Origin of the sequence: Bradyrhizobium sp. 149 (assembly GCF_023073915.1) — a bacterium.
Classification (GTDB): Bacteria; Pseudomonadota; Alphaproteobacteria; order Rhizobiales; family Xanthobacteraceae; genus Bradyrhizobium.
Window position 1 is genome coordinate 1,212,932 of sequence record NZ_JADPKK010000022.1, and the last position, 23,697, is coordinate 1,236,628.

General features: G+C 63.9%; 21 protein-coding genes. 11 read left to right on the forward strand and 10 right to left on the reverse strand.

Going from position 1 to position 23,697, the window contains the following annotated elements; translation table 11 throughout:
- Window positions 1-63: 63 nt before the first annotated feature.
- Entirely contained in the window at window positions 64-669 is a 606-nt protein-coding gene (gene rplI / locus IVA88_RS23490) for a 50S ribosomal protein L9 (protein WP_247499534.1), read from the forward strand.
- Window positions 670-706: 37 nt separating this feature from the next.
- Here rplI and IVA88_RS23495 read toward each other — a convergent pair whose 3' ends face one another.
- The 3 genes from IVA88_RS23495 to IVA88_RS23505 form a co-directional block, all read right to left on the reverse strand.
- Entirely contained in the window at window positions 707-1,174 is a 468-nt protein-coding gene (locus tag IVA88_RS23495; RefSeq protein WP_247499535.1) for a PaaI family thioesterase, read from the reverse strand.
- Window positions 1,175-1,185: 11 nt separating this feature from the next.
- A complete protein-coding gene (locus IVA88_RS23500; RefSeq protein ID WP_247499536.1) occupies window positions 1,186-1,782 on the reverse strand; it encodes a TetR/AcrR family transcriptional regulator in 597 nt (198 codons plus the stop codon).
- Window positions 1,783-1,888: 106 nt separating this feature from the next.
- Window positions 1,889-2,893 carry a hypothetical protein gene (locus IVA88_RS23505; protein ID WP_247499537.1) on the reverse strand — a complete coding sequence of 335 codons (1,005 nt, stop codon included), beginning with the start codon at window positions 2,891-2,893 and terminating at the stop codon, window positions 1,889-1,891.
- A 281-nt stretch (window positions 2,894-3,174) separates the two neighbouring features.
- On the opposite strand from IVA88_RS23505, the gene IVA88_RS23510 reads away from it, so the two are divergent.
- From IVA88_RS23510 to alr, 3 genes are all read left to right on the forward strand, one after another.
- Window positions 3,175-4,425 (forward strand): cyclopropane-fatty-acyl-phospholipid synthase family protein, encoded by a 1,251-nt coding sequence (locus tag IVA88_RS23510; RefSeq protein ID WP_247499538.1) that lies wholly within the window; start codon window positions 3,175-3,177, stop codon window positions 4,423-4,425.
- A 754-nt stretch (window positions 4,426-5,179) separates the two neighbouring features.
- Entirely contained in the window at window positions 5,180-6,688 is a 1,509-nt protein-coding gene (locus IVA88_RS23515) for a replicative DNA helicase (RefSeq protein WP_247499539.1), read from the forward strand.
- A 51-nt stretch (window positions 6,689-6,739) separates the two neighbouring features.
- Window positions 6,740-8,017, forward strand: coding sequence for an alanine racemase (gene alr, locus IVA88_RS23520; protein WP_247500396.1), 1,278 nt, complete (start codon window positions 6,740-6,742; stop codon window positions 8,015-8,017).
- A gap of 12 nt (window positions 8,018-8,029) precedes the next feature.
- On the opposite strand, the gene IVA88_RS23525 is transcribed toward alr, so the two are convergent.
- Window positions 8,030-8,248: a cysteine rich repeat-containing protein gene (locus IVA88_RS23525; RefSeq protein WP_247499540.1), complete on the reverse strand. Its 219-nt coding sequence runs from the start codon at window positions 8,246-8,248 to the stop codon at window positions 8,030-8,032.
- Window positions 8,249-8,288: 40 nt separating this feature from the next.
- On the opposite strand from IVA88_RS23525, the gene IVA88_RS23530 reads away from it, so the two are divergent.
- Entirely contained in the window at window positions 8,289-9,059 is a 771-nt protein-coding gene (locus IVA88_RS23530) for an exodeoxyribonuclease III (RefSeq protein WP_247499541.1), read from the forward strand.
- 1 nt (window position 9,060) lies between these two features.
- On the opposite strand, the gene IVA88_RS23535 is transcribed toward IVA88_RS23530, so the two are convergent.
- From IVA88_RS23535 to IVA88_RS23550, 4 genes are all read right to left on the reverse strand, one after another.
- A complete protein-coding gene (locus IVA88_RS23535) occupies window positions 9,061-9,876 on the reverse strand; it encodes a hypothetical protein (RefSeq protein ID WP_247499542.1) in 816 nt (271 codons plus the stop codon).
- A gap of 100 nt (window positions 9,877-9,976) precedes the next feature.
- Entirely contained in the window at window positions 9,977-10,345 is a 369-nt protein-coding gene (locus IVA88_RS23540) for a GFA family protein (RefSeq protein ID WP_247499543.1), read from the reverse strand.
- Between the two features lie 587 nt (window positions 10,346-10,932).
- Window positions 10,933-11,940 carry a DUF4407 domain-containing protein gene (locus IVA88_RS23545; RefSeq protein WP_247499544.1) on the reverse strand — a complete coding sequence of 336 codons (1,008 nt, stop codon included), beginning with the start codon at window positions 11,938-11,940 and terminating at the stop codon, window positions 10,933-10,935.
- Window positions 11,941-12,462: 522 nt separating this feature from the next.
- On the reverse strand, window positions 12,463-13,311 hold the full coding sequence (locus IVA88_RS23550) for a L,D-transpeptidase (protein ID WP_247499545.1): 849 nt from the start codon (window positions 13,309-13,311) through the stop codon (window positions 12,463-12,465).
- Window positions 13,312-13,533: 222 nt separating this feature from the next.
- Between IVA88_RS23550 and IVA88_RS23555 the strand changes: the two genes are divergently transcribed.
- A complete protein-coding gene (locus IVA88_RS23555) occupies window positions 13,534-14,259 on the forward strand; it encodes a sulfite exporter TauE/SafE family protein (protein ID WP_247499546.1) in 726 nt (241 codons plus the stop codon).
- 11 nt (window positions 14,260-14,270) lie between these two features.
- Here the strand turns inward: IVA88_RS23555 and IVA88_RS23560 are convergent, their stop codons facing one another.
- Window positions 14,271-16,340: an EAL domain-containing protein gene (locus IVA88_RS23560; protein ID WP_247499547.1), complete on the reverse strand. Its 2,070-nt coding sequence runs from the start codon at window positions 16,338-16,340 to the stop codon at window positions 14,271-14,273.
- Entirely contained in the window at window positions 16,340-17,497 is a 1,158-nt protein-coding gene (locus tag IVA88_RS23565) for an ABC transporter substrate-binding protein (protein WP_247499548.1), read from the reverse strand. The genes IVA88_RS23560 and IVA88_RS23565 overlap by 1 nt, the downstream gene beginning before the upstream one ends.
- 203 nt (window positions 17,498-17,700) lie before the next feature.
- On the opposite strand from IVA88_RS23565, the gene radA reads away from it, so the two are divergent.
- The 5 genes from radA (at window position 17,701) to IVA88_RS23590 (ending at window position 23,597) form a co-directional block, all read left to right on the forward strand.
- Complete coding sequence (gene radA / locus IVA88_RS23570; RefSeq protein ID WP_247499549.1) at window positions 17,701-19,146, forward strand: DNA repair protein RadA; 1,446 nt, start codon at window positions 17,701-17,703, stop codon at window positions 19,144-19,146.
- A gap of 165 nt (window positions 19,147-19,311) precedes the next feature.
- Complete coding sequence (locus tag IVA88_RS23575; RefSeq protein ID WP_247499550.1) at window positions 19,312-19,938, forward strand: CvpA family protein; 627 nt, start codon at window positions 19,312-19,314, stop codon at window positions 19,936-19,938.
- Window positions 19,939-19,966: 28 nt separating this feature from the next.
- The gene (purF, locus tag IVA88_RS23580) at window positions 19,967-21,472 is read left to right on the forward strand and encodes an amidophosphoribosyltransferase (RefSeq protein WP_247499551.1); all 1,506 of its coding nucleotides are present in this window, start codon (window positions 19,967-19,969) and stop codon (window positions 21,470-21,472) included.
- Between the two features lie 157 nt (window positions 21,473-21,629).
- Complete coding sequence (locus tag IVA88_RS23585; protein ID WP_247499552.1) at window positions 21,630-22,370, forward strand: SDR family NAD(P)-dependent oxidoreductase; 741 nt, start codon at window positions 21,630-21,632, stop codon at window positions 22,368-22,370.
- 78 nt (window positions 22,371-22,448) lie between these two features.
- The gene (locus IVA88_RS23590; protein ID WP_247499553.1) at window positions 22,449-23,597 is read left to right on the forward strand and encodes a hypothetical protein; all 1,149 of its coding nucleotides are present in this window, start codon (window positions 22,449-22,451) and stop codon (window positions 23,595-23,597) included.
- Window positions 23,598-23,697: the final 100 nt, after the last annotated feature.

Genomic DNA, 23,697 nt, shown 5'->3' on the forward strand with positions numbered 1-23,697 from the left:
GTTCAAGTCCGAAAGTTCACGTTCGAAATTCCAACTCAGTCAACACATCAAAGGAGAACGAATATGGAAGTCATTTTGCTGGAACGCGTCAACAAGCTCGGTCACATGGGCGAAGTCGTGAAGGTTCGCGACGGCTATGCCCGCAATTTCCTGCTCAAGCGCGGCAAGGCTCTGCGCGCCACCTCCGACAACCGCGCCAAGTACGAGGGCATGAAGGCCGATCTCGAGGCTCGCAACCTCGAGTCCAAGGGCGAGGCGTCCAAGATCGCCGAGAAGATCCAGGGCAAGAACATCATCGTGATCCGCCAGGCCTCGGAAGCCGGCCAGCTGTTCGGCTCGGTCAACGTGCGCGACATCGTCGTGGCGTTCGAAGCCGACGGTGTTTCGCTGTCCCGCCCGCAGGTTCAGCTCGACGCGCCGATCAAGACCATTGGCAAGCACACCATCACGGTCGCCATCCACCCCGAGGTCGAGGTCGAGATCAGTGTCACCGTGGCGCGCAGCCAGGACGAGGCCGAGCGCATCAACCGCGGCGAGGACATCTCGAACCGGAACGAAGACCGGGACGCTGCCGCCGAAGCGATAGCAGCCGCCGGCGAGTTCTTCGACCCCGAAGCCCAGCAGGACGACGCCGAGCCGGCGCCGGCTGCGGAAGAGACCGAGAAGTAAGCCTCGCTTTCGCGCAGGTTTTCGAAGCCCGGCCGCCTCAGGCGGCCGGGCTTTTCGTTTTGGCAACGACGTCCTCGCTCAGCATCGCGATCGACGCGAGCGCCGTTGCCGTATGCTTCTCGACGCCGTCGCTGACGCAGAAAACGTCGGCTGCGACCACGGAGACCTGACGCCCCGGCTTGATCACCCTCGCCCGGCAAATCAGCTTCTCGCCGACCGCGGGCGACAACAGATTGAGTTTGTATTCCGCCGTCAGCGCCGGTTGGCCGCGCGACGTCGCGGCTGCGATCGTCGTGGCGTTGTCGACCAGGAAGGCGGTGACACCACCATGGAAGAAGCCGTGCTGTTGCAACAGCTCCGGCCGGCGTTCCACCGCGATCGTGCAGGTGCCGCGCGACAATTCGGACAGCTCGGCGCCCACCAGATTCATAAAACCCTGCCGGCTGACGTTGGCCTGTATGCGCTCGGCGATCGGTCCGAATTCGGGATCTGCTTCGGCTCGCATGAGGCCTCTCCTTATTGCTTGTTGACACGATCGAGCGGCCGCAGCGCCCGGCTGGCGCAGGCGACCAATGTGTCGGTCTCGGCGCGCGGATCGGCGCGATCGCGTCCCGACAGGAAGGCGCGGCAAAAAATCTGCGCCGGACCGATCAGCTGGCTGACGAACATCACCGGCGTCATCGGCAAGAGCTCTCCGCGCGCGACCAGCGGCGCGCGCCAGCGCTCGATGCCTTCGGCAAGGCGAGCATTCTGCGCGCGCTGGGCGTCGCGAACATTCTCGCCCCATTCGCCGCGCGAGATCTCGAAGAGATAGCGCGCCTCGCGCCGGCTGGTGACGACCCAGTCGAGATGCGCCCGGATCAGCCGATCGATGCCTTGCGCGGCATCGGGGACAGGATCCAGCGCGGCCAGCATCGCGGCGTGATAGTGCCTGAGCACGTCCAGGAACAGCGCACCTGCCAGATCCTTCTTCGAGCCAAAGACGTGGAAGAAGCTGCCATTGGAGGCACGCGCCCGGGCGCGTATCGCAGCCACCGTGGCAGCTTCGTAGCCGACGCGGTCGAATACGAAAAGCCCCGCCGCCAACAAATCGTCGCGCACGCTCGCCGTCATGGACGCCTCCTAGAGACGCACTCTAGAGCGCCACTCTAGTTGCGGTCAAGACGACGCGAAGGCCGCGCGAGAGCGCAGCCTTCGCAAGTCTACAAAAACGTGCCGTTTATCGAGAAATCGGCGGCGCTGGCGGGCCGGACGATTCGGCTGGCGCCGCCGGTGGGACCGCGGCGGTCGCGGGTGGCGGCGCGGGCTCCTGCGATTTCGCCGGCGGTTCGGCGCTCGCGGCAGGCTTGGGAGCAGCCTCTTCCGCCGGCTTGGGCGCAGCTGGCTCGGCGGGCTTCGCAGCCGGCGTCACCTGTGGCACCGGATCGGGCCGCAGCGCCGGAGTATCGCTGCCGCGCGGCTCGACCTTGGCGCTCTCCGGCTTGGTCTCGGCGGGCTTGTCGGACGGCTTGCTGCCTTCAGGTTTGCCGCCGTCGGATTTGGGCTCCCCGGAGTCCACTTTCGCAGTCTCGGGCTTGGACTCGGGCTTGGACTCGACCTTCGGCTCGCTCTTCTTGTCGTCTGCCGTAGGCGCCGCGGCGTCGACCTTCGGCGCCTCTTCACTCCCCGGCTTGCCGCGCTTGCCGAGACGTTTGGTCTTGCGCCCTTCGGGTGCAGCCCCGGCCTCGGGCTTCGCACCTTCTTTCGTTCCTTCTTCGGCCGGCCGCGCTGCGCGTTTCTGGCGCGCGCCCTCGGCCGCGGGAGCGGCACCCTCGCCGTCCGGCTTGGCAGACTCCTGGGAACGTTGCCGACGGCCCTGATGTTCAGGGGACTGCGCGGGATCGGTCTTGGCTTCCTTGTCCTTGGCGCCTTCCTTCTTGTCCTTGCCGTCCTTGGCCTGGTAGCGGGTGTCGGTGGCACCGTTGGAGACAAGGTAGGATGCCAGCACGCCGGCCATGTCGGAGCTGGTCGTGTAATGCTGACGCAGGAAGCCCGGCAGCGACCCGGGCGCCACCGTCTTCAACAGGCCGCGCGGGCTTTTGTGACATGCATTGCAGGTCTGCGCGAAAAGCTGGGATGGGGCCTTGCCGGCCTCGAGGTTCGTCGCCTGCGCGAGAACGGTATCGGCCGCGCCGAAGCCGATCAGAAGCAATACCGTCGCGAGGCTGAGCGCTCGGCTCGACATTCCCATCATCTCCATTGAATTCCGTGAGGTACAGCCGGCATGCGGCGCGGCGGCGGGTCACCTTTTAGCCGATTGAGCCGCGAATGGAAGCAGGCTCCGCGCGCAAGGATGTGATTAAGCGATTTTGGAATATCCGCTTTGAACGCAGCGCAATAGCGGGGCCGGGATACCCTCGCTAGATTTAGATGCAAACGCATAGGAACCGCTGCGGCGCCCGGGCGTAGGGTGTGAATGCCGGGTTAGTCGCATCTCTTCGGGTTCGCTCGAGAGGATGGGTATCGATGGACCGATTGTTGCGTCAATTCCTGTCTCAATTCATCCGCCGCGGGTCGATGACGGTGACCACGGCAAAGGGTTCGAAGTTCACCGTCGGCGATGGCTCAGGCGAACCCGTTGCAGTTCGCTTCGTCACCGCAGACGCGGAACGGAAGATTCTCGTCAATCCCGAGCTCGGGCTTGGCGAAGCCTATATGGACGGCGAGTTCGTCGTCGAGCGCGGCACCATAGCTGATGCCCTCGCGATCCTGCTCGGTCAACCCGATCTATTGCCGCACTGGGCCAAACCCTGGTGGCACCTGCGCTACCTCGTGCGGCATCTGCGGCAGTTCAATCCGCGCCCGCGCGCCCGCAGCAACGTCGCACACCATTATGATCTCGATGCGAGGCTCTATTCGCTCTTTCTCGACGCCGACAAGCAATATAGCTGCGCCTATTTCGAGACGCCGGAGAGCACGCTCGACGACGCGCAGCTCGCCAAAAAACGACACATCGCCGCAAAGCTGCTCCTCAGGGCCGGCCGGCGCGTGCTCGACATCGGCTCGGGCTGGGGTGGACTTGGGCTCTATCTCGCCGAGATCGCAGGGGCTGACGTCACCGGCGTCACGTTGTCGACCGAGCAGTTGCAGATCGCCAATGCGCGCGCAGCCGAAAAGGGCCTGACCCGATCGGCCAAATTCCTGCTTCAGGACTATCGTGACGTCGCCGGTCCGTTCGACCGCATTGTCTCCGTCGGCATGTTGGAGCATGTCGGTGCCCGCTTCTACGACACCTATTTCCAGCGCTGCGCGGAGCTGCTGAATAAGGACGGCATCATGCTGCTGCACTCGATCGGCCGTTCGCAGGGCCCGGACTCCACCAATCCCTGGATCGCCAAATACATCTTTCCCGGCGGCTACATCCCCGCTCTTTCGGAGGTGCTGCCCGCGATCGAGCGGGCGGGCCTGCTGGTCTGCGACATCGAGATCCTGCGCCTGCATTACGCCGAAACGCTGAAGGCATGGCGCGAGCGCTTCATGGCGCGGCGCGAAGAAGCCATACAGCTCTATGACGAGCGCTTCGCGTTGATGTGGGAATTTTATCTGGCAGCCAGCGAGATGACGTTCCGCAAGCAGGATATGATGAACTTCCAGATCCAGCTCACCCGGCGTCAGGGCGTGGTGCCGATGACGCGCGACTACATCGCGCACGAAGAGACCCGGTTGCGGGCTGTCGAGACCGGCGCCAAGCCCAGGCTGAAGCTGGCTGGTGAATAAGTCCTAGTGACGCAGGGTCGAAGCCGGAGCGGACCGGAAAGAGGCCGTTAAGGCCAATTGCGCCCGCAGGGCCGTAAGGATCTCGGGTGCGACCGGCTCCCGACGCACTTCGGGCCGCACGGCGTGCTCCATGGCCGCGATCAGCCCCGACAGCCAAAGCCGGCTGCCTGCCTCGCTCCGCCAATTCTGGGGCTGCCGTTCTGGCCGCATCGCTTGTCTCGTTCCCTGGTGGCGGATCGCGGAAGGCAACCCTCCCGCCCCCTTGCCTGTTCCGGCTCTACCCCCGAAAGAATCCGGGGAGATGTGATCTGCTTCACATAAGTCTCGTCGGCCCTGGCTTAGACCGTCGCCATGAGCAAAGAGACCCAAACCTCATTTGAGGTGCAGGACGACCTCCGCACCGATTACGCCCTGATCGCTACCGGCGTCGGGGCGGCCCTGATTGCACTGGTCTACCTCCTGCTGGTCTGAACCGAGCCGAAAGCGCCTAGCGAGCGTCAATTCGCGCGCGTCTCGATAGGTCTGCCCGCCAACCCGTTAGGTTCACTTCATCCGGCGTTTCCGTGGGGCGGCCGCTTCCAGCGCCCCGGCCCGGTTCCACGAAAACCCGTCAAGCGCGGCGCGTGCTGCGGCGGTCAATCATCCACCATTTTAATGATCAGTTGATAGCGGCCAGCTTTTGCTTCCGCTTCGGGCTGCGTCGGCGCTTTATCCCGGCCCCGCATCCGCCCCAGAAAATTGCTATCGCTCGACCATGGCCCTGACTGATTCGAACGTTCTCAAACTCGCGCCCGAAGCTGGAACTCCCGCCTATCGGAGCGCGCCGCATAATATCGAAGCGGAACAGAGCCTTCTGGGCGCGATCCTGGTCAACAACGACGCGTTTTACCGCGTGTCCGACTTCCTGGAGCCGAAGCATTACTTCGAGCCGCTGCACCAGACTATCTTCGAGACCGCCAGCAGCCTGATCCGGATGGGCAAGATCGCGACGCCCGTCACGCTGAAGACCTTCCTGCCCGCCGACACCGATATCGGCGGCATGACCATCGGGCAATATCTGGCGCGCCTCGCCGCAGAAGCGACCACCATCATCAATGCGCAGGATTATGGGCGCACCATCTACGATCTGGCATTGCGACGCGACCTGATCGGCATCGGCGAGGACATGGTCAATGTCGCCTATGACGCCCCGGTCGATTTCGCGCCACGGGCGCAGATCGAGGACGCCGAGCGCCGCCTCTACGAACTCGCCGAATCCGGCCGCTATGACGGCGGCTTCCAGAAATTCTCGCAGGCGCTGACGCTCGCGGTCGATCTGGCGGCGAAAGCGTTCCAGCGCGACGGAAAGCTGTCGGGCATCTCGACTGGCCTGCGCGACCTCGACACCAAGATGGGCGGGTTGCAGCACTCCGACCTCATCATCGTCGCCGGCCGCCCCGGCATGGGCAAGACCTCGCTTGCAACCAACATCGCCTACAACGTCGCCCAGGCCTACGTTCCAGAACTGCAGGCCGACGGCACCATGAAGGCCGCCCATGGCGGCGTCATCGGCTTCTTCTCCTGCGAAATGTCGGCCGATCAGCTCGCCACGCGTATCGTGGCCGAGCGCACCGGCATCCCCTCCTCGTCGATCCGCCGCGGTGGCATCTCTGAGGCCGATTTCGAGAAAATCCGCGAGGTCTCGATCGAGCTGCAGTCACTGCCCTTCTATGTCGACGAGACCGGCGGCCTCTCGATTGCTCAGCTGATGGCGCGCGCCCGCCGGCTGAAGCGGCAGAAGGGCCTCGACCTCATCGTCATCGATTACATCCAGCTGTTGTCAGGCTCGGGCAAGCGCAGCGAAAACCGCGTGCAGGAAATCACCGAGATCACGACCAGTCTGAAGGCCCTGGCCAAGGAACTCAGCGTGCCCGTGATCGCGCTCTCGCAGCTCTCGCGCCAGGTCGAGTCGCGCGAGGACAAGCGGCCGCAGCTCTCGGACCTGCGTGAATCCGGCTCGATCGAGCAGGACGCCGACGTCGTGCTGTTCGTCTACCGCGAGGAATATTACCTCGGAAACAAGGAGCCGCGCCCGGGCACACCCGAGCACGAAAAATGGCGCCTGGACATGGATCTTGCGCATGGCAAGGCCGAAGTCATCATCGGCAAGCAGCGCCACGGACCGACCGGCACCGTCGATCTGGCTTTCGAAGCGTCGGTCACACGATTCGGCGACCTTGCGCCCGACAGCCAGGTGCCGGACCGCAGCGGCAACGAGTACTGAGTTCCCTGGGTTGAACCTGACCGGCCTCTTGCGTAAAACGGCGCCATGACAATGGCGTCCGACCCGAAAATGATCCCGCAATCCGGCCTTCTCTCCGCGGAGGCCAATCAGGCTGCCGCGCTCGCCACCTTCGGCGGCGTGCTCACCGTCGATCTCGACGCCATCATCGCCAATTGGCGCAAGCTCGAGAAGACGGCGGTGCCGGCCGAATGCTCGGCGGTGATCAAGGCCGACGCCTATGGTTGCGGCGCCGAGCAAGTCGCGCGTGCCCTGAACAAGGCCGGCTGCAAAACCTTCTTCGTCGCCACCATCGAGGAAGCGCGCAAGGTGCGCGCGGCGGTGCCGGAGCCCACGATCTACGTGCTCGGCGGCTATTTCCAGAACACCGGCGAGCACTACGCCCAGATCAACTGCCGCCCCGTGATCGGCGATCTCAACGAACTCGCCGAATGGGACGTGTTCTGCCGCCGCACCGGATGGAACGGGGGCGCCGCCATCCACATCGACAGCGGCATGAACCGGCTCGGCCTGACACTTGCGGAAGCGCAGGCCATCATCCCCCGCATCAACGCCGGCGATCACGGCATCACGCTGGTGATGAGCCATCTCGTTTCGGCCGAGCAGCTCAACAATCCGGTGAATGCGAAGCAGCTCGCGGCCTTCCGCAGCATCGCCAGCGAATTCTCCGGCGTGCCGGCGGCGCTCGCCAATTCCTCCGGCATCTTCCTCGGCGCGCCCTTCCAGTTCGACCTGGTACGGCCGGGCGCCGCGCTCTACGGCGTCAACCCGACGCCGGAGGCCGACAATCCGATGCAGCCGGTGGTCGATCTCAAGGCCCGCATCGTGCAGACCCGCAATGTCGAGCGCGGCGAAAGCGTCGGCTATGGCGGCACCTGGACCGCACGGCGGCCGACGAAGCTCGCGATCATCGCGGTCGGTTATGCCGATGGCTATTTCCGCGCCGCAAGCTCCAATGACGGCACCCGCGGCGCCGAGGTCATCGTCGCCGGAAAGCGTTGCCCGGTCGCGGGCCGCGTCTCCATGGACCTGATCGCGATCGACATCACCGATCTGCCGCCGAACGCGGCGCGGCGCGGCCACATGGTGACGCTGCTCGGCGACGGCATCACCGTGGACGAGCTCGCGCATCATTTCGGCACGATCGGTTATGAGGTGCTGACCAGCCTCGGCCGCCGCTACGCCCGCATCTACAAGGGCGGCAATGTGGTGGAGCCGCTGGCCAAGCCGGCTTCTGCGAGTACGGCGGAGCAACCGCCCTCTCCGCCGCCGGTCGAGCAGCCCGCGAACCCGCCGCCGCGACCGAGCTGAGCCGATCGCCGCTTACTTCTTTTTCCTGCTGTCCAGCGCCGTCTTGCAGGTTGTGCTGAGCTTGTCGCGCTTGCCGTTGAGGCAGGCGACGATGCCGCCGCCCGGCGCAATGCCGGCGCAGAATTTGTCATAGTCCGCCTTGCACGCGCCGCGCGGATCGGATGATTGTGCCGAGGCGACCCCGGAGAACACAACGGCGACGGCGATAACGGCAAAGCTCAACTTGGACATTGTTTCTCCGGTAACGGAAGGCAGGAGCCGGTAGCTCTACATGAAGATCGCGACGTTCAACATCAACAACATCAATCGCCGCCTGCCCAATCTGTTGGCATGGATGCGAGCGGCGAAGCCTGATGTCGTCGCACTTCAGGAGTTGAAGGCAAGTGATGGCGAATTTCCGGCGGCTGCGATCGAAAAGGCCGGGTATGGCGCCGTCTGGTGTGGACAGAAGACCTGGAACGGCGTCGCCATCCTGGCCCGCAATGCCGAGCCCATTCTCACCCGCGATCGCTTGCCGGGGAATCCTGGCGATCACGAAGCCCGCTACATCGAGGCCGCGGTACGCGGTGTCATCGTCACCAGCATCTACCTGCCGAACGGCAATCCGCAGCCGGGACCGAAATTCGACTACAAGCTCGACTGGTTCGCGCGGCTCAAGCGCCACGCCAGAACGTTGATCAAGCAGGATCTGCCCGTGGTGCTCGCCGGCGACTACAACGTTGCGCCTGATGAGATCGACATTTATCCGACGCGCTCGTGGGACAAGGACGCCTTGATCCAGCCGAAGAGCCGCGCGGCCTTCGCCTCGCTGGTGGCACAAGGCTGGTGTGACGCGATCCGCGAACTGCACCCGGACAAGCGCATCTACACCTTCTGGGATTACAAGCGAAACCGCTGGCCACGCGATGCGGGCCTGCGGCTGGATCATCTCCTGCTCAGCCCTGCCCTCGCCTCACGCCTGGCGAAAGGCGGTGTCGACAAGAAGGTCCGCGGCGAGGAAGGCGCGAGCGATCACGCGCCGGCGTGGGTCGTGCTGCGCTAGGTCAACGCCCGTAATATTCCTGCACCGTGCCCCACGCTGCTTTTTGCAGAAGCTCCACCGTCAGCGCGTCCAGCCCCATCGTGTAGGTATTGCCGACCGGCGAGCGGCCCGTCAGCGCGGCGAACGTGACGCAGGTCGCCAGATATGTGCCTGCGGGACTGGGGTGCCGCTTGTCCGGCGCATACAGATTGAGCTCCGGCTGGAGTTTTCGCACGCGCGCGAAAGCAAGGCCTGCGGGGATCACCAGCGCATCATTGGCATTGCCTGCGGTCGTATAGGCCTCGGCCAACGCTTCCGTCATCTCGGGCTTGTCGGCATAAGCCCAGGACATGAACAGCACCGGCCGCATGCCGTGCGCGCGGACGATCTCGCTGTCCTTCTTCGCAAAGGTCGCGAACGCGTCCTTCAATTGCGGATGGATCGGGCACTGGCTGCAATCCATCATCACGACGGCCTCGAACTGCCGGCCCGGCTTGTTGAAAACGACGTTATTCTGCTCGTCGAACGAATAGGCGCCGATGCCGTTCGGCCGCAGCAGATTGTCCATATCGTGCCAATCGAGGCCGGAGCCGCCGATCGTCGCCATCGTGTTGCGATAGGCCAGCTTGTTTTCAGGATCCGCAGCCCGCTCCATGAAGGAGAGATGCCCGGGCATGCCGTTGTTGTAGTAGAAGAAGCTGTTGCCGACGAACAGCGCAGCCTTGGGGAAATCCGGTCCTGATGTCGTGACCTTGGGCCTGGTCTGCGCCTGTGCATTGAAGCCGGCTGCAACGGCCAGACACATCGCGAGCATCACTCGCGCGAAAAGACGCATCATCGGCTTCCTCCCTTTTCCTGTGTCGGGCCGGAAACAAATCAGCCTTTCAAGAGTGCCTCAAGAGGACGGACGTGCAGCAGCCATGCGTGAGATCGTATGCTCACCAGAGATTCTTGCCGTCGATCATGTTCACCGGCACGGCCTCCAGATCGAATTCGTCGAACAGGCGCGCGTTGACGGCGACCCTGGGATTGTCGAAATCGGGCTTGCCGCTCGACCAGTCCGGCGATTCCGAATAGGTGCCGCAGCCGCAGCTTGCGCAGAAATGATGTTTGACCCTGCGGCTGCCCCAGAGATAGGTCGCGACGTTCTCCGCCGGCGACAGCAGCCGAAACTGCGCCGGCGTGTAATAGGCCCACAACGCGCCGCGCTTGGCGCAGAGCGAACAGGTGCAGCGGGTCACGCTGGAGGGCGCCTCCGTCACCTCGAACACCGTCTCACCGCAATGACAGCTTCCCTCGATTCGCATGACCCGCTCTCCGTTTTGTCAGGAGATGGTCGTAGCCCGCCCCTGCTGCCAACATGCTGTCAGCAGCGCGCAGCTGGCCTGCCCAATGTGCTGGGAGCACCGACTTGCCGGGCCACCTCCGCAAAAACACGAAAAACAACCCCATGCACAGTAGCCGACCGCTGTCGGATCAATGGGTTACGCATATTCCGAAATCAAGTTTGACTCGTCGGGCAAAACACTGGCAGGATGTCACCATCCATGAATTCCATTGCGCCGCCGGCGTCGAGAACTTTTCAGCGAAGCCGTCATATTTCGGCCGCCCGTCAGCGTCGCGCCAAACTGCAACTCAGGAAACCACTGCAAGCCGGCGAGCGGCCCGGCTCTCCTAAGAGTCCGCTAAGGCGATCATCTGACATCACCTATTGTGCTATTGTGGCGAAGACGTCCGCGGTTGGCCCAATCGCATTTTTTTTGAGCTCGACCGCAAACTTCCGCTCGGCCTCTAAGAACCGACATGTAGCTATATCGCGTCAAGGGAAGCAACGGGCCACAAGCCGACACAAGGACCTCAACCGCATCAACCCGACCTCGCACCTTTGCCAAGGTCATTGTTGATGTTTTTCAGGCTTCTTCGCTGCATCAGGGAAAACGTAGGGAAGTACGTCTCGGCCGTTTGGCCCGATCTGGCCAAGCGTCTTTCGGTAACGCGCCCATCCGGCATAGGTCGCCGTTGTTAAGAGGCCAGCTCTGGTCTCCACCATTAATGGCGTTGTCATTGCGATAGTCACTACTTCGGTGCGCCGATAGAGCGGCACTCCATTGGCATCTAAAATTTCAAGCCGATTGACCACAGGCGGGCCGGGCCAAATAGACCATGGGTGCTCAAAAGTGCCGGTGCCTCTTTGGACATGTCGGTACGCAACAGTTGCAGCGGCATCTTCTGGCCGGCCGTCGCCCTCGATCAAACATTCGCCGTGAGCGATGCGATCCCTCACACGATCATTGAGCGTGTCGCCTCGAATTAGAGGAAAATCAGTCATCCACGCCACATCAAACTTGAGGTTTGGGCGGTCTGGACAAGTCTCACGTCGTTCAATCCAAAATGCGCTTGTGGAATTGTCGTGAGAAGGGTCCACCGCAATTACGCGAGCGACCATTGAGTTGAAGAGGAGCCGAACACAAAGTGTGTCGCATGCCGGCCTCTTTCGAGACCACTCGTAGTTACCATCAATGATGAGAGCAATAGTTGCCGGAAGAACTATCGGTTTATCTGGTTCGAAGTCGTCCGTTTGCATTCGGACGGCGGCATCATGGGCTTGCATGTTGATCAGGCGTGGAATTAACACTGCCGGTGTTGCGACGATCACGCCGCCGAGTACGGCGATGACAACCCTAAACGCGCGAGATTGAGAGTCCCTGACTGGAAGTTTTCGCAGAAGGGCACGCGTGATCCACCAGAACAGTGAGTACATCAGAAGGGTCGGCGCTATCGAAAGGATGACACCGGGAACTACACCAAGAAAAATGCCAAACAGGAGTGAGGGTGGCCAAGCAAGCGCTACTAGGGTGGCCACGCCTAAAAACCCTATGTACACCCAAAAACGGCGGCTCATTACAAAGCTCATTTACTGCCTATAAGCGAAGCGTCTTTCCAACTTTCTCATAAAGTCTTCTAACAATTTACGATTATCGCGATCCCGTTCGATCCCTATCGGATGTCCGCACCGGGTCAACAGCGCCGGTTTGACAAGCGCCGCTAGTTCCGGTCTGCCCCGAACTGCAGAAAGATCGCTGCAGCGCATGATAAAGAGCCAAGAGGAGAGACCTCCGGCTTCGCTTTGATATGAAGGGCAGCCCACCGACGCGCCTGTTCGGGAAGTCGAAGGCATGAAGACGCGATGGCTAGTTGCAATCTTTGGTGCTGGCCTCATCGGCGCAGCTCTGAGCTACGCTTATACTCACACCACAATCAGGGTGACTGAGCCCTGCCGGAGAAATTCTGCGGGAGAGGAGGTCTGTCCTTCGCCCTACAGGCCATAAATGCTTATGCCTATCACAAGCTCGACCGAATTTCCGCTGAAGGTGAATTGAATTGCCTCCTTGTCCTCCGTTGCACACCGAGGACGGAGGATGAGTTACTGGGCCTCAGCGATCTTCGGTCCAGGTGACGGCATCTGCGTGTTGATTGCCGAGGACCGGTTCGACGGCGATGCCGCGTCCGGCAATCGGAAAGCGGCGTCGGCCGGCGCTCCCTGGGGTGGTCGGCGGGCAACGGTTGTCGGAAGCACGATCACTTTCGCTCCGATTTTCACCCGCTCATAGAGGTCCACGACGTCCTCATTGGTCAGCCGGATACAGCCGGAGGAAACCCGCTTTCCGATCGTATCGGGCTTGTTGGTGCCGTGAATTCTGTATTCGGTCTCTCCCAGATACATCGCCCGAGCGCCGAGCGGGTTGCCGGGACCGCCTGCCATGAACCGCGGCAGATAAGGCTGACGCGAGACCATCTCCACAGGCGGATGCCAATCCGGCCATTCGGCCTTGCGAGCCACCGTCTGCTCACCGGACCATGTGAAACCTTCGCGGCCCACACCGATGCCGTAGCGCAGCGCCTGCGCGTCGTTCAGAACGAAATAGAGGAAGGTGTTCTTGGTATCGATGATCACGGTGCCCGGCGCCTGGCGGCTGGCGTAGTCAACCACCTGCCGAACAAATGCTCCGGCACCTTCAGCGGCTTTCGGCGGTTCGACCAGAGGGACCGGCGCCGGAGCCGGCGCTGCGGCACGAACTGGAGGCGACACGTAAACCGGAGTTGACGACGCCTGGGCCTCGTGCGCGGACGGCTTGCCAAACTGCTGCACGGTCGCCGGGCGGGACAGCAAAGCGTAGCCCAAGGTGGCGACGGCCACGGCGCCAATTGCAACTCTCGCTGCCATTGGCAGTGCGAGCGTCTCTGCCTTTCCACGTTTCGCCCGCTTCCTCATAGCTTTCCCCAGGTCATCATGCCCGGAAGAAGTAACCAGCAAGATTTAAGAAACTTCGAAGCGATTTCGTTCAAACTGGAACCGTCGGCCGTGGTTAACGCCCAACTTTTGTAAAGCCGCCACCAACCAAGGCCGATCCGAGCGCAGCGGGGTTCCCTCGCCTGTCGCGGATCGCCCGCGCCGTTGGCCACGGCTAAACTCTCGCGATTCGTGGAGAGCGTTTTGGCCTTCCTCTTCGTCCTTATCGTCGGCCTCATCGCGGGCACCATCTCAGGCATCGTCGGCACGGGCTCGTCGATCATGCTGATGCCGGTGCTGGTCTATGCCTATGGACCGAAGGAGGCCGTGCCGATCATGGCGGTGGCCGCCGTCATGGCCAACTTCTCGCGGATCCTGGCCTGGTGGCGCGAGGTGGATTGGCGAGCCTGCGCGGCCTATTCGGTCACGGGCATTCCGGCCGCCGTGCTCGGAGCGCGGACGCTGCTGGCCCTGCCCTCGCACGCCGTCGATCTCGCCATCGGCGTCTTCCTGATCGCGATGGTGCCGGTGCGGCACTGGCTGGCGCGGCACGATCTCAAGGCCAAACTCTGGCATCTGGCGATCGGCGGCGCCGTCATCGGTTATCTCACCGGCATCGTCGTCTCGACCGGCCCGCTCAGCGTGCCGCTGTTCCTGTTCTACGGCCTGTCCAGGGGCGCCTTCCTCGCGACCGAGGCGGCTTCTTCACTCGGGCTCTATGTCGCGAAATCCGTGACCTTCGAACGTTTCGGCGCGCTGACCGGCGACGTGTTCGTCAAAGGCCTGGTCGCAGGATCGTCGTTGATGGCCGGCGCCTTCATCGCAAAGCGCTTCGTGCTGCGTCTGAAGCCCGAGATGTTCCGCTTGGTGATGGACGCGATCATGATCGCCGCCGGCCTCTCCATGCTGTGGAATGCGGCGCAGCCGTAGCCGCGCCGCGCTCAGACGGCAAATTCGGGCGCGATCGACGGGCTGTCCTCGAGGACGCGGCTCCCGTGTGCCGGCTGTCCCTCGAGCCATAGCAACACGGCCTCCAGTGGCTGCGGCCGATGATAGAGAAAGCCCTGCCCGAGCCTCACACCCATCTCGCGCATCGCCTTGGCCTGCTCGGCGCGCTCGATGCCTTCGGCCACCAGCGTGAGCCCCAGCGTGCCGGCGAGCGATGCGATGACGCCAACGATCGCCTTGTCTTCCGCGCTGTCAGGGATCTCGCTGATGAACGCCTTGTCGATCTTGACCTTGTCCAGCGGAAACCGCCTGAGATGGGCGAGCGAGCTGTAGCCGGTGCCGAAATCGTCGAGCGCGATGGTGGCGCCCAGCCGGCGCAGTCGGTGCAGCGTCTCGGATGCGCTGGCCATGTTGTTGATCAGAGATCCCTCGGTGATCTCGAGTTCCAGCAATGACGCCGCGACATCGAAACGCGCGCAGGTCGCGCGCAGCTCGGCCGCCAGCGAATGGTCGGCGAGCTCGGACGGCGGCAGATTGATCGCGATCCGGATATGCGGCCTGCCGGCCGCCGCCAGATGTTGCAGGGCGCGGCAGGCGTCGGTGAGTACGTAGCGCGTCAGCCGCCCATTGTTGCCGCTGCGCTCGATCAGCGGCAAGAATTCGCCGGGACCGATCAGGCCACGTTCCGGGTGGCGCCAGCGGATCAGCGCTTCCAGCCCGACGACGTCGTGGCTTTCGAGATCGACCTGGCTTTGATACCAGACCTCGAACTGCCTTTCGGCGAAGCCTGCGGGAATGGCAAGCTCGAGATCCCGGCGGCGGCGATAGTCGCGCTGAAGCGCTTCGTCGAGCACGGCGACGGTGCCGGGCGCCTTGGTCTTGGCATGGTAGAGCGCGATGTCGGCGAGCGCCGGCAAGTGCGAAAGCTCGGGATCGCCGGCGCGTCGCACGGCAAGGCCGATGCTGGCGCGCGGCACGACCTGCTTGTCATGCAGCCGGATCGGCTCGGAAATCGTGTCCAGCAATTGGCGCGCAAATCTCTGCGCGGTCTCTTCATTGCTGACCTCGGGGCGGATGACCACGAATTCATCGCCGCCGAGCCGGGCCACCCAATCCTGCGGTTCGACCGCACCGCGAAGGCGATCGGAAATGTGCACCAGGAACTTGTCGCCGGCATCATGGCCAAAGGTGTCGTTGATACCCTTGAAGTCGTCCAGATCGATGAAGCAGAACGCGATCAGCGCGTCCGGCGAGCCGGCATCGTGGCTCAGGGTCACGAGGTGCTCGGACAGCGAGCGGCGATTGGGCAGCCCCGTGAGTGGATCGTGCGCGGCCATGTGGCCGAGCCGGTCCAGCGCACCCGAGGTCGTGTGCTGCATGGCGTTGAAGGCATGCGCGAGCTGGCCGAATTCGTTGGAGGATTTGACGTCCGCCGGATAGGCGCGGCCGTCCTGCTTGCTGCGCTGGATCGCGGACATCATTGCCGCCAGCGGCCTGCCGATGAAGATGTTGGCGGAGATCCGCATGGCGATCAGGGTCGCAAACGTTGCGAAGAGGCCGACGACCAGCAGCAGCACCAGCCGGCTGCCCGTGTCCGCGTAGAGCGCCGCATGCGAATAGGCGATCGCGATGCGGCCGGCCTGGACGGCCATGTTGCCGTTGCTGTAGTTGATCGGACGCGAGATCTCCGCGACCGCCTGCCCCGCCGAGCGCGCCACCACGCGGGCGATCGCTGTACCGGTATCGTCGTAGACGGCCGCCGCGGCGATGGTCTCGTCGTGCATGATCTCGTTGAGCACGCTCGTGACCTGGTCGTAGCGCATCTTCCAGAGCGGTTCGGCGATCAGCTCGGCGCGGCTCTCGGCGACGCGGGCGATGCGGGCGTCGAGCTGCCTGATCTGCGACCAGAAGCTCGAGGCCTCGACGCCGGCGGAGGCGAGCAATTGCACCAGCAACAGAACAGGCACGGTGGCCCAGATCATCGCGCGGACGACCGAGCGCAAGCGCGGCGGCGCGGCCTGCTGCTTGCAATCCGGATCGGTCATGTCGCCATCGTTTCGCATCAGTCAGCAGCGCCTTCAGGAAGCGGCAGCGACGAGATGAGCGCATCGATGGAGAAGTCGTATTGGCCGCAGTGCCCTGCCTTGGCCCTGAAGCGCGCGAAATCGATCCGGTCGAAAGCGCGCGTCTTGATGAGGTCGCCGACCGCGGCGAGGTTGTCGCGCGTGATCGCGGACGTCTTGACCTCGACGTGGGGCGATGCAGCCGCGAAATCGCAGCCGTCGGCGTAGTCGCGCAGGAGAACGATCGACCAGCCGCCGAGCAGGAAATGCCCGCCGTCCGTCAGCAGCATGCGGCCCGCCTTGATCTCGCGCAGCGCATCCTCCGACCAGTTAAGACCGACCACCTGGATGTCCTGCCCGGGAGCGATGCCCGCGGCTGCGATGGCCTTGAGCGCTCCCAGTGCCATCGGATCGTTTCCGGCCCATATGCCGGCAGGCCGGATCTCCTTGCGCGCGGCCCAGCTCAGATAATTCGTGGTGACGTGCTCGGCTTCCGACTGCGTCCAATTGGCGAACAGCATGCGATCTACCACGACGTCGGGCGCGGCTTCCACCGCGCGCTTGAGACCCGCGTTGCGGGCGATCGAGGTGGGCGTGATCTCGTCGCCACCGATGCCGAGAATGTGAATCTTGCCGTCCCGGCTCTGCCATTTTTCGGCACGCGCCGCGCCGATCAGGGCATTGGCCATCCGCGCGCCCGCGGTCTGAAGATCCGTCGTGATGTCGCCGAGCCAGGTCTTGAGCTTTTGGCGCGGCGGTCCAAGGCGAGCCGCGTCGTCGCCGATCAGCGTGTTCGAGAGCAGCAGCGTCCTGACCCCCGCGGCCTCGGCCGCCTCCAGGATCGGGACGGCGGCGGATTCCTCGTTCGAGAGAATGAGGAAATCGGGCTTGTCGCTGCGTGCCACCACGCCGAACCCGAGCTCCTGCATGGTGCGGTAATTGCGTTCGCTGCTCAGCACCTCGACATGCGCGCCGAGCTTGCGGCCGGCGGCCTGCATAGTCTGCGAGACCATGTCCCAATAGACCTCGCCGGTCTTGCCGGGATTGACGAAGACGACGTTGAGACGCTTCGCGTCGGCTGCAACAGCGCCGCGCATCGGCGCAAGCCCGCCGCAGGCCATGCCCACAGCGAGCAATATCCGCAAAAATACCGTCATTCGTTTCGCCATCCGCATCGGTTCCGAAACTGGACCCGCGTCCGCTAACATTTGGCAAAGCTCGGTCGGGTGCGGCGGCACAGAGCTAACAAAGGGTGTATCAGGCGTGCCGAATTGCGATATTCCCAGTGCGGCCGGGCTCACTCTCTCGACCCGTCATTCCGTGCTATCAGCAAACCTGAAACCCCTGGACTCGCCTCCCCATGGCCAAGAACACGCTTTCCTTCGTCTGCCAGAACTGCGGCGCGGCCTATAACCGCTGGCAGGGCAAGTGCGAGTCCTGCGGCGAGTGGAATACGCTCGCCGAGGAGGACACGACCGGCAGCATTCCCGTGTCGATCCGCTCCAAGCGCAAGGGACGGACGTTCGCGCTGGAGAGCTTGGCCGGAAAAACCCAGGACGCACCGCGCCTGTCCTCAGGCATGACCGAGCTCGACCGCGTCACCGGCGGCGGCTTTGTCCGCGGCTCGGTGCTGCTGGTCGGCGGCGATCCCGGCATTGGCAAGTCGACGCTGCTGACGCAGGCGACCAGCCTGATGGCACGCGCCGGGCATCGCATCGTCTACATCTCGGGCGAAGAAGCCATCGCCCAAGTGCGGCTGCGCGCCGAGCGGCTCGGGCTGTCGGACGCGCCGGTGCAGCTCGCCGCTGAAACCTCCGTCGAGGACATCGTCTCGACGCTGTCGGAGGGCGCGGTGCCCCGGCTGATCGTGATCGATTCGATCCAGACCATGTGGACCGACACGGTAGAATCCGCGCCCGGCACGGTCACCCAGGTGCGCGCCTCGGCGCAGGCGCTGATCCGCTTCGCCAAGAAGACGGGCGCGGCCATCATCCTGGTCGGCCATGTCACCAAGGACGGCCAGATTGCCGGCCCGCGCGTGGTCGAGCACATGGTCGATGCGGTGCTGTCGTTCGAGGGCGAAGGCTCGCAGCAATTCCGCATCCTGCGCGCCGTGAAGAACCGTTTCGGCCCGACCGATGAGATCGGCGTGTTCGAGATGACCGGGCTTGGCCTGCGCGAGGTCACCAACCCCTCGGAGCTGTTCCTGTCCGAGCGCGATCTCGGCACGCCCGGCACCGCCGTCTTCGCGGGCATCGAGGGCACGAGGCCCCTCCTGGTCGAATTGCAGGCGCTGGTGGCCCCGACCTCGCTCGGCACCCCGCGCCGGGCCGTGGTCGGCTGGGATCCGAGCCGGCTGTCGATGGTGCTGGCGGTGCTGGAGGCCCATTGCGGGGTCAAGCTGTCCGGCCACGACGTCTATCTGAACGTCGCGGGCGGCCTGCGCATCCACGAGCCGGCGGCCGATCTGGCCGCCGCGGCGGCGCTGGTGTCCTCTCTGGTTAATGCGCAGTTACCCACCGATGCGGTCTATTTCGGCGAGATCTCGCTATCCGGCGTGGTGCGCCCGGTGGCGCAGACCCCGGCCCGGCTGAAAGAAGCGGCAAAACTCGGCTTTCAGCGCGCCGTGCTGCCCGAATCGGCCCGGGGCGAAGCCAGTGGCGATGCCGGACTCACGCTGAACGCGATCAACAGCCTGACGACGCTGGTCGCCGAGATCGCCGCGCGCGGCTCCCGGCGAGGCGACTCGAGCGCGCCGGCAGAGAAAAATGCCACACCGGCAAGATTCCGCCGTGGAGAGGGTTAGGTGGAGGTGACGTTCCCCGTCCCCGCCGCTATACAGCCGTCACAAAAGCAGCATGGGATTGCGTGGTTGCGGCCTTGCCGGGAACGTCGTCTGGCCCTCACTTAGGGCGGCGGCCAAGCACCGATTCGCTGAGCACCTTGAAGTACGAGCGGACCAGACCAGCCGATGCCAGTAACCATCCTCGACCTGATCCTGCTCGGTGTGATGCTGATCTCGGGCCTGCTCGCCATGGTTCGCGGTTTCATGCGCGAAATCCTGTCGATCGCGGCCTGGGGCACGGCGGCGATCGTGACGCTTTATTCATTCTCGAAGCTGCTGCCGACGGCGAAGACCTATTTCAACAACGACACCGTCGCGAGCGTGGTCGTGGTCGCCGGCGTGTTCGTTGGCACCCTGGTCGTGGTCTCCGTGATCACGGTCCGGATCTCCGACATGATCCTGGATTCGCGCATCGGCGCGCTGGACCGCACCCTCGGCTTCCTGTTCGGGCTGGCGCGCGGGCTTTTGATCGTCGTGGTCGCCTTCCTGTTCTTCACCTGGCTGGTGCCGGACAAGCAGCGCCCGGACTGGGTCACGGCGGCCAAATCCCGGGTGGTACTGCAGGGAACCGGCGATTGGCTGATGGCCCTCTTGCCTGACGACCCCGAGAACACCATCTTGAAGAGATTCAAGAAAAACAAACCAGATGACGAGCAGACTGATTCCGAGCAGCAGCCTCCGGGCAGCGACGGATACAGCAAACCGGCTCGTGACAGCCTTAAGAAGCTGATCGAGAAACCCGCGGCGCGTTGATCAAGCCGTAAAGAGAGGCTCGGACGAGATGCGAAACCCTGACCAGGACGCCCAACTTGATCTCGGCCCGGCCGCGCTAGAGCTTCAGGATGATCTGGAAGGGGATACGCTGCGCGAGGAATGCGGCGTCTTCGGCATCTACGGCCACCCCGACGCCGCCGCGATCACGGCGCTCGGCCTCCACGCCCTTCAGCACCGCGGCCAGGAAGCCGCCGGCATCGTCTCCTATGACGGCGGCCGCTTTCATTCCGAACGCCGCCTCGGCCTCGTCGGCGACACCTTCTCCCGCCGCGAGGTGATCGACCGCCTGCCCGGCACAATGGCGGTGGGACATGTCCGCTATTCCACCACCGGCGCGACCATCCTGCGCAACGTGCAGCCCCTGTTCGCCGAACTGAATGCCGGCGGCCTCGCGGTCGCCCATAATGGCAATCTTACCAACGGCCTGACGCTGCGCCGCGAGCTCGTGAAGAACGGCGCGATGATGCAGTCGACCACCGACACCGAGGTGATCCTGCACCTGGTCGCGCGCTCCAGGCGCAGCCGCTTCATCGAGCGCTATATCGACGCGCTGCGCGAGATCGAGGGCGCCTACGCGCTGGTGTCGCTGACCAACAAGAAGCTGGTCGGCGCGCGCGATCCGCGCGGCATCCGCCCGCTGGTGCTGGGCGAGCTCGATGGTTGCCCGATCCTGACCTCCGAGACCTGCGCGCTCGACATCATCGGCGCGCGCTTCGTCCGCGACATCGAGCCGGGCGAGGTCATCGTGTTCGACGAGAACGGGCAGGACATTCACAAGCCGTTCCCGCCGATCGCGCCGCGCCCCTGCATCTTCGAATACATCTACTTCTCCCGTCCCGACTCCATCGTCCACGGCCGCTCGGTCTACGAGGTACGCAAGGCCTTCGGCGCGCAGCTCGCGCGCGAGAGCCACGTGCCCGTCGACGTCGTGGTGCCGGTGCCGGATTCTGGCGTGCCCGCCGCGGTCGGCTACAGCCAGCATTCCGGCGTACCGTTCGAGCTCGGCATCATCCGCAACCACTATGTCGGCCGCACCTTCATCCAGCCGACGCAGGCGATCCGCGAATCCGGCGTGCGCATGAAGCATTCGGCCAACCGCGCCGCGATCGAAGGCAAGCGCATCATTCTGATCGACGACTCGCTGGTGCGCGGCACCACCTCGAAGAAGATCGTGCGCATGATGCGCGATGCCGGCGCCAAGGAAGTGCACTTCCGCCTCGCCTCGCCGCCGATCCTCTATCCCGACTATTACGGCATCGACCTGCCGGACCGCGGCGGTCTTCTTGCGGCGACTCATTCCCTCGATGAGATGCGCGAGATCATCGGCGCCGACTCCCTCGCCTTCCTGTCGATCGACGGCATGTACCGCGCCATGGGCGAGCCGGGCCGCGACCCCGCCAATCCGAAGTTCTCGGATCACTGCTTCACCGGCGCGTATCCGACCCACCTCACCGACCAGACCCAGACCGAGCAGCAGCCGCGGCAATTGTCGCTGCTGGCGGAGGCGAGCTGACGGCGCAGCCGTCATCCCGGGGTGATGCCAAGCATCGAACCCGGGATCTCGATGTGGTCTTGCAACCTCTGGATTCCGGGTTCGGTCCTGCGGACCGCCCCGGAATGACTCTGCGATGGGGGCTTGTCCCGGCCATCGACGTCTGTAAAACCCGGCCATGACAAAACTCCTCGCCAACCGCATCGCTCTCGTCACCGGCGCCTCGCGCGGCATCGGCTATGCCACGGCCATCGCATTGGCGAAGGCCGGCGCGCATATCGTGGCGGTCGCGCGCACCCAGGGCGGGCTGGAAGAGCTCGACGACGAGATCCGCAAGGACGGCGGCAGCGCCACGCTGGTGCCGCTCAATCTCACCGATTCCGACGGCATCGCGCGGCTTGGCGCCGGCCTGCACGAACGCTACGGCAAGCTCGACATCCTCGTCGGCAATGCCGGCGTGCTTGGGCCCTCCTCGCCGGTCGGCCATATCGAGCTGAAGACCTTCAACGACGTGATGGCCGTCAACGTCTCCGCGAACTTCCAGCTGATCCGCTGCATGGAGCCGCTGCTCAAGCAGTCCGACGCCGGTCGCGCGGTGTTCATCACCTCGGGCGCGGCCAACAAGGCCACCGCCTATGTCAGCCCCTACGCCGCTTCCAAGGCGGCGCTGGAAACGTTGGCGCGCGCCTGGGCGCAGGAGACCGCAAATACCAAGCTGCGCGTCAATTTGTTCAATCCCGGCCCGGTGCGCACCCGCATGCGCGCCACGCTGATGCCCGGCGAAGACCCGGCGACGTTGGAGACGCCCGAGCAGGTCGCCGAATTCATCGTGCCGATGTGCGCACCGGACTGGACCGAGACCGGCAAGTTCTACGACTACAAGAGCCGCAGCCTGATGAGCTTCCGCTCGCCGGCCTGATTGACTTGACGGCGTCCCCGCGATTGACTGCCCGCGCTCAAGCGGCAGCAAGCCGCAAGCCAATAAAGGGAGGTCGTCATGGCGCCATGGCATGATCGCGCAGGCTTCACGCGTGCACTCGCAAATGTCTCTTACGCCTTTTCCATCCTGATCGCGGCCTCGGCGTTTGTGCTTCCGGGCACCGCGACCGCCGGCGACGTCCCGACCTTCGCGGTCGATGCCTCCTGGCCAAAGCCACTGCCGAACAACTGGATCCTCGGCCAAGTCGGCGGCATCACGGTCGATTGGCAGGGGCACATCTGGGTGATCCATCGCCCGCGCTCGCTCACCGATGACGAGAAGGGCGCGAGCCTCACCCCGCCGCGTTCCAAATGCTGCGTATCAGCACCGCCGGTGCTCGAATTCGACAGCGACGGCAATCTGCTGCGATCCTGGGGCGGTCCGGGCGAAGGCTATGAATGGGTCGGCCGCGAGCACGGCATCGAGGTCGACGAGCGCGGCTTCGTCTGGGTCGGCGGCAATGCCGACAACGACAACGCCATCCTGAAATTCACGCTCGACGGCAAGTTCGTGGCCCAGATTGGCAAAGTCGCGCCGAGTCTCGGCAGCAACGACACGACGCAACTCGGCAAGCCCGCCGAAACCGCGATCGACAAGAACGCGAACGAGATCTACGTCGCCGATGGCTATGGCAACCGCCGCGTCATCGTATTCGACGCAAGTACGCTTGCCTACAAGCGGCACTGGGGCGCCTACGGCAACAAACCGAACGACGAGAAGCAGGCGCCGTACGATCCCAAAGCGCCGGTTGCCCAGCAGTTCGCCAATCCCGTCCATTGCGTGAAGCTCGCCAATGACGGGCTCGTCTACGTCTGCGACCGCATCAACAACCGCATCCAGGTCTTCAAGAAGGATGGTACCTTCGTGAAGGAGTTCTTCTTCGAGAAGAATACGCTCGGCAACGGTGCCGTGTGGGATATCGCGATCTGGCCCGATCCGAAGCAGACCTGGCTGCTCAGTGCGGACGGCGAAAACAACGAGATCAGGGTCATCAAGCGCGAGGACGGCAGCGTGGTCGGCAGCTTCGGGCACAGCGGCCGCAATGCCGGACAATTCCACTGGGTGCATGCCATGGCGATCGATGCCAAGGGTAACGTCTATACCGCCGAGGTTGACACCGGAAAGCGCATTCAGAAATTCAAGCTGACATCGGACGCGCTGAAATAGCGTCTCGACGCATTTTGCCCAAAAGTTAACTGACGGATGACGCACCGACGCAGCGTCATCCGGCTTTAGGCGCATTGCCGCCGGTCGTGGGACACGGTAG

Bases quoted from the DNA above. Each gene is read 5' to 3' on its own strand.
- IVA88_RS23500 (WP_247499536.1), bottom strand. From the start codon at position 1,782: ATGACGGCGAGCGTGCGCGACGATTTGTTGGCGGCGGGGCTTTTCGTA.
- IVA88_RS23550 (WP_247499545.1), bottom strand. From the start codon at position 13,311: ATGAGGAAGCGGGCGAAACGTGGAAAGGCAGAGACGCTCGCACTGCCA.
- IVA88_RS23540 (WP_247499543.1), bottom strand. From the start codon at position 10,345: ATGCGAATCGAGGGAAGCTGTCATTGCGGTGAGACGGTGTTCGAGGTG.
- IVA88_RS23585 (WP_247499552.1), top strand. From the start codon at position 21,630: ATGACAAAACTCCTCGCCAACCGCATCGCTCTCGTCACCGGCGCCTCG.
- IVA88_RS23530 (WP_247499541.1), top strand. From the start codon at position 8,289: ATGAAGATCGCGACGTTCAACATCAACAACATCAATCGCCGCCTGCCC.
- IVA88_RS23590 (WP_247499553.1), top strand. From the start codon at position 22,449: ATGGCGCCATGGCATGATCGCGCAGGCTTCACGCGTGCACTCGCAAAT.
- IVA88_RS23495 (WP_247499535.1), bottom strand. From the start codon at position 1,174: ATGCGAGCCGAAGCAGATCCCGAATTCGGACCGATCGCCGAGCGCATA.
- alr (WP_247500396.1), top strand. From the start codon at position 6,740: ATGGCGTCCGACCCGAAAATGATCCCGCAATCCGGCCTTCTCTCCGCG.
- IVA88_RS23515 (WP_247499539.1), top strand. From the start codon at position 5,180: ATGGCCCTGACTGATTCGAACGTTCTCAAACTCGCGCCCGAAGCTGGA.
- radA (WP_247499549.1), top strand. From the start codon at position 17,701: ATGGCCAAGAACACGCTTTCCTTCGTCTGCCAGAACTGCGGCGCGGCC.
- IVA88_RS23525 (WP_247499540.1), bottom strand. From the start codon at position 8,248: ATGTCCAAGTTGAGCTTTGCCGTTATCGCCGTCGCCGTTGTGTTCTCC.
- IVA88_RS23510 (WP_247499538.1), top strand. From the start codon at position 3,175: ATGGACCGATTGTTGCGTCAATTCCTGTCTCAATTCATCCGCCGCGGG.
- IVA88_RS23575 (WP_247499550.1), top strand. From the start codon at position 19,312: ATGCCAGTAACCATCCTCGACCTGATCCTGCTCGGTGTGATGCTGATC.
- IVA88_RS23545 (WP_247499544.1), bottom strand. From the start codon at position 11,940: ATGAGCCGCCGTTTTTGGGTGTACATAGGGTTTTTAGGCGTGGCCACC.
- purF (WP_247499551.1), top strand. From the start codon at position 19,967: ATGCGAAACCCTGACCAGGACGCCCAACTTGATCTCGGCCCGGCCGCG.
- IVA88_RS23535 (WP_247499542.1), bottom strand. From the start codon at position 9,876: ATGATGCGTCTTTTCGCGCGAGTGATGCTCGCGATGTGTCTGGCCGTT.
- IVA88_RS23505 (WP_247499537.1), bottom strand. From the start codon at position 2,893: ATGTCGAGCCGAGCGCTCAGCCTCGCGACGGTATTGCTTCTGATCGGC.
- IVA88_RS23565 (WP_247499548.1), bottom strand. From the start codon at position 17,497: ATGACGGTATTTTTGCGGATATTGCTCGCTGTGGGCATGGCCTGCGGC.
- IVA88_RS23560 (WP_247499547.1), bottom strand. From the start codon at position 16,340: ATGCGAAACGATGGCGACATGACCGATCCGGATTGCAAGCAGCAGGCC.
- rplI (WP_247499534.1), top strand. From the start codon at position 64: ATGGAAGTCATTTTGCTGGAACGCGTCAACAAGCTCGGTCACATGGGC.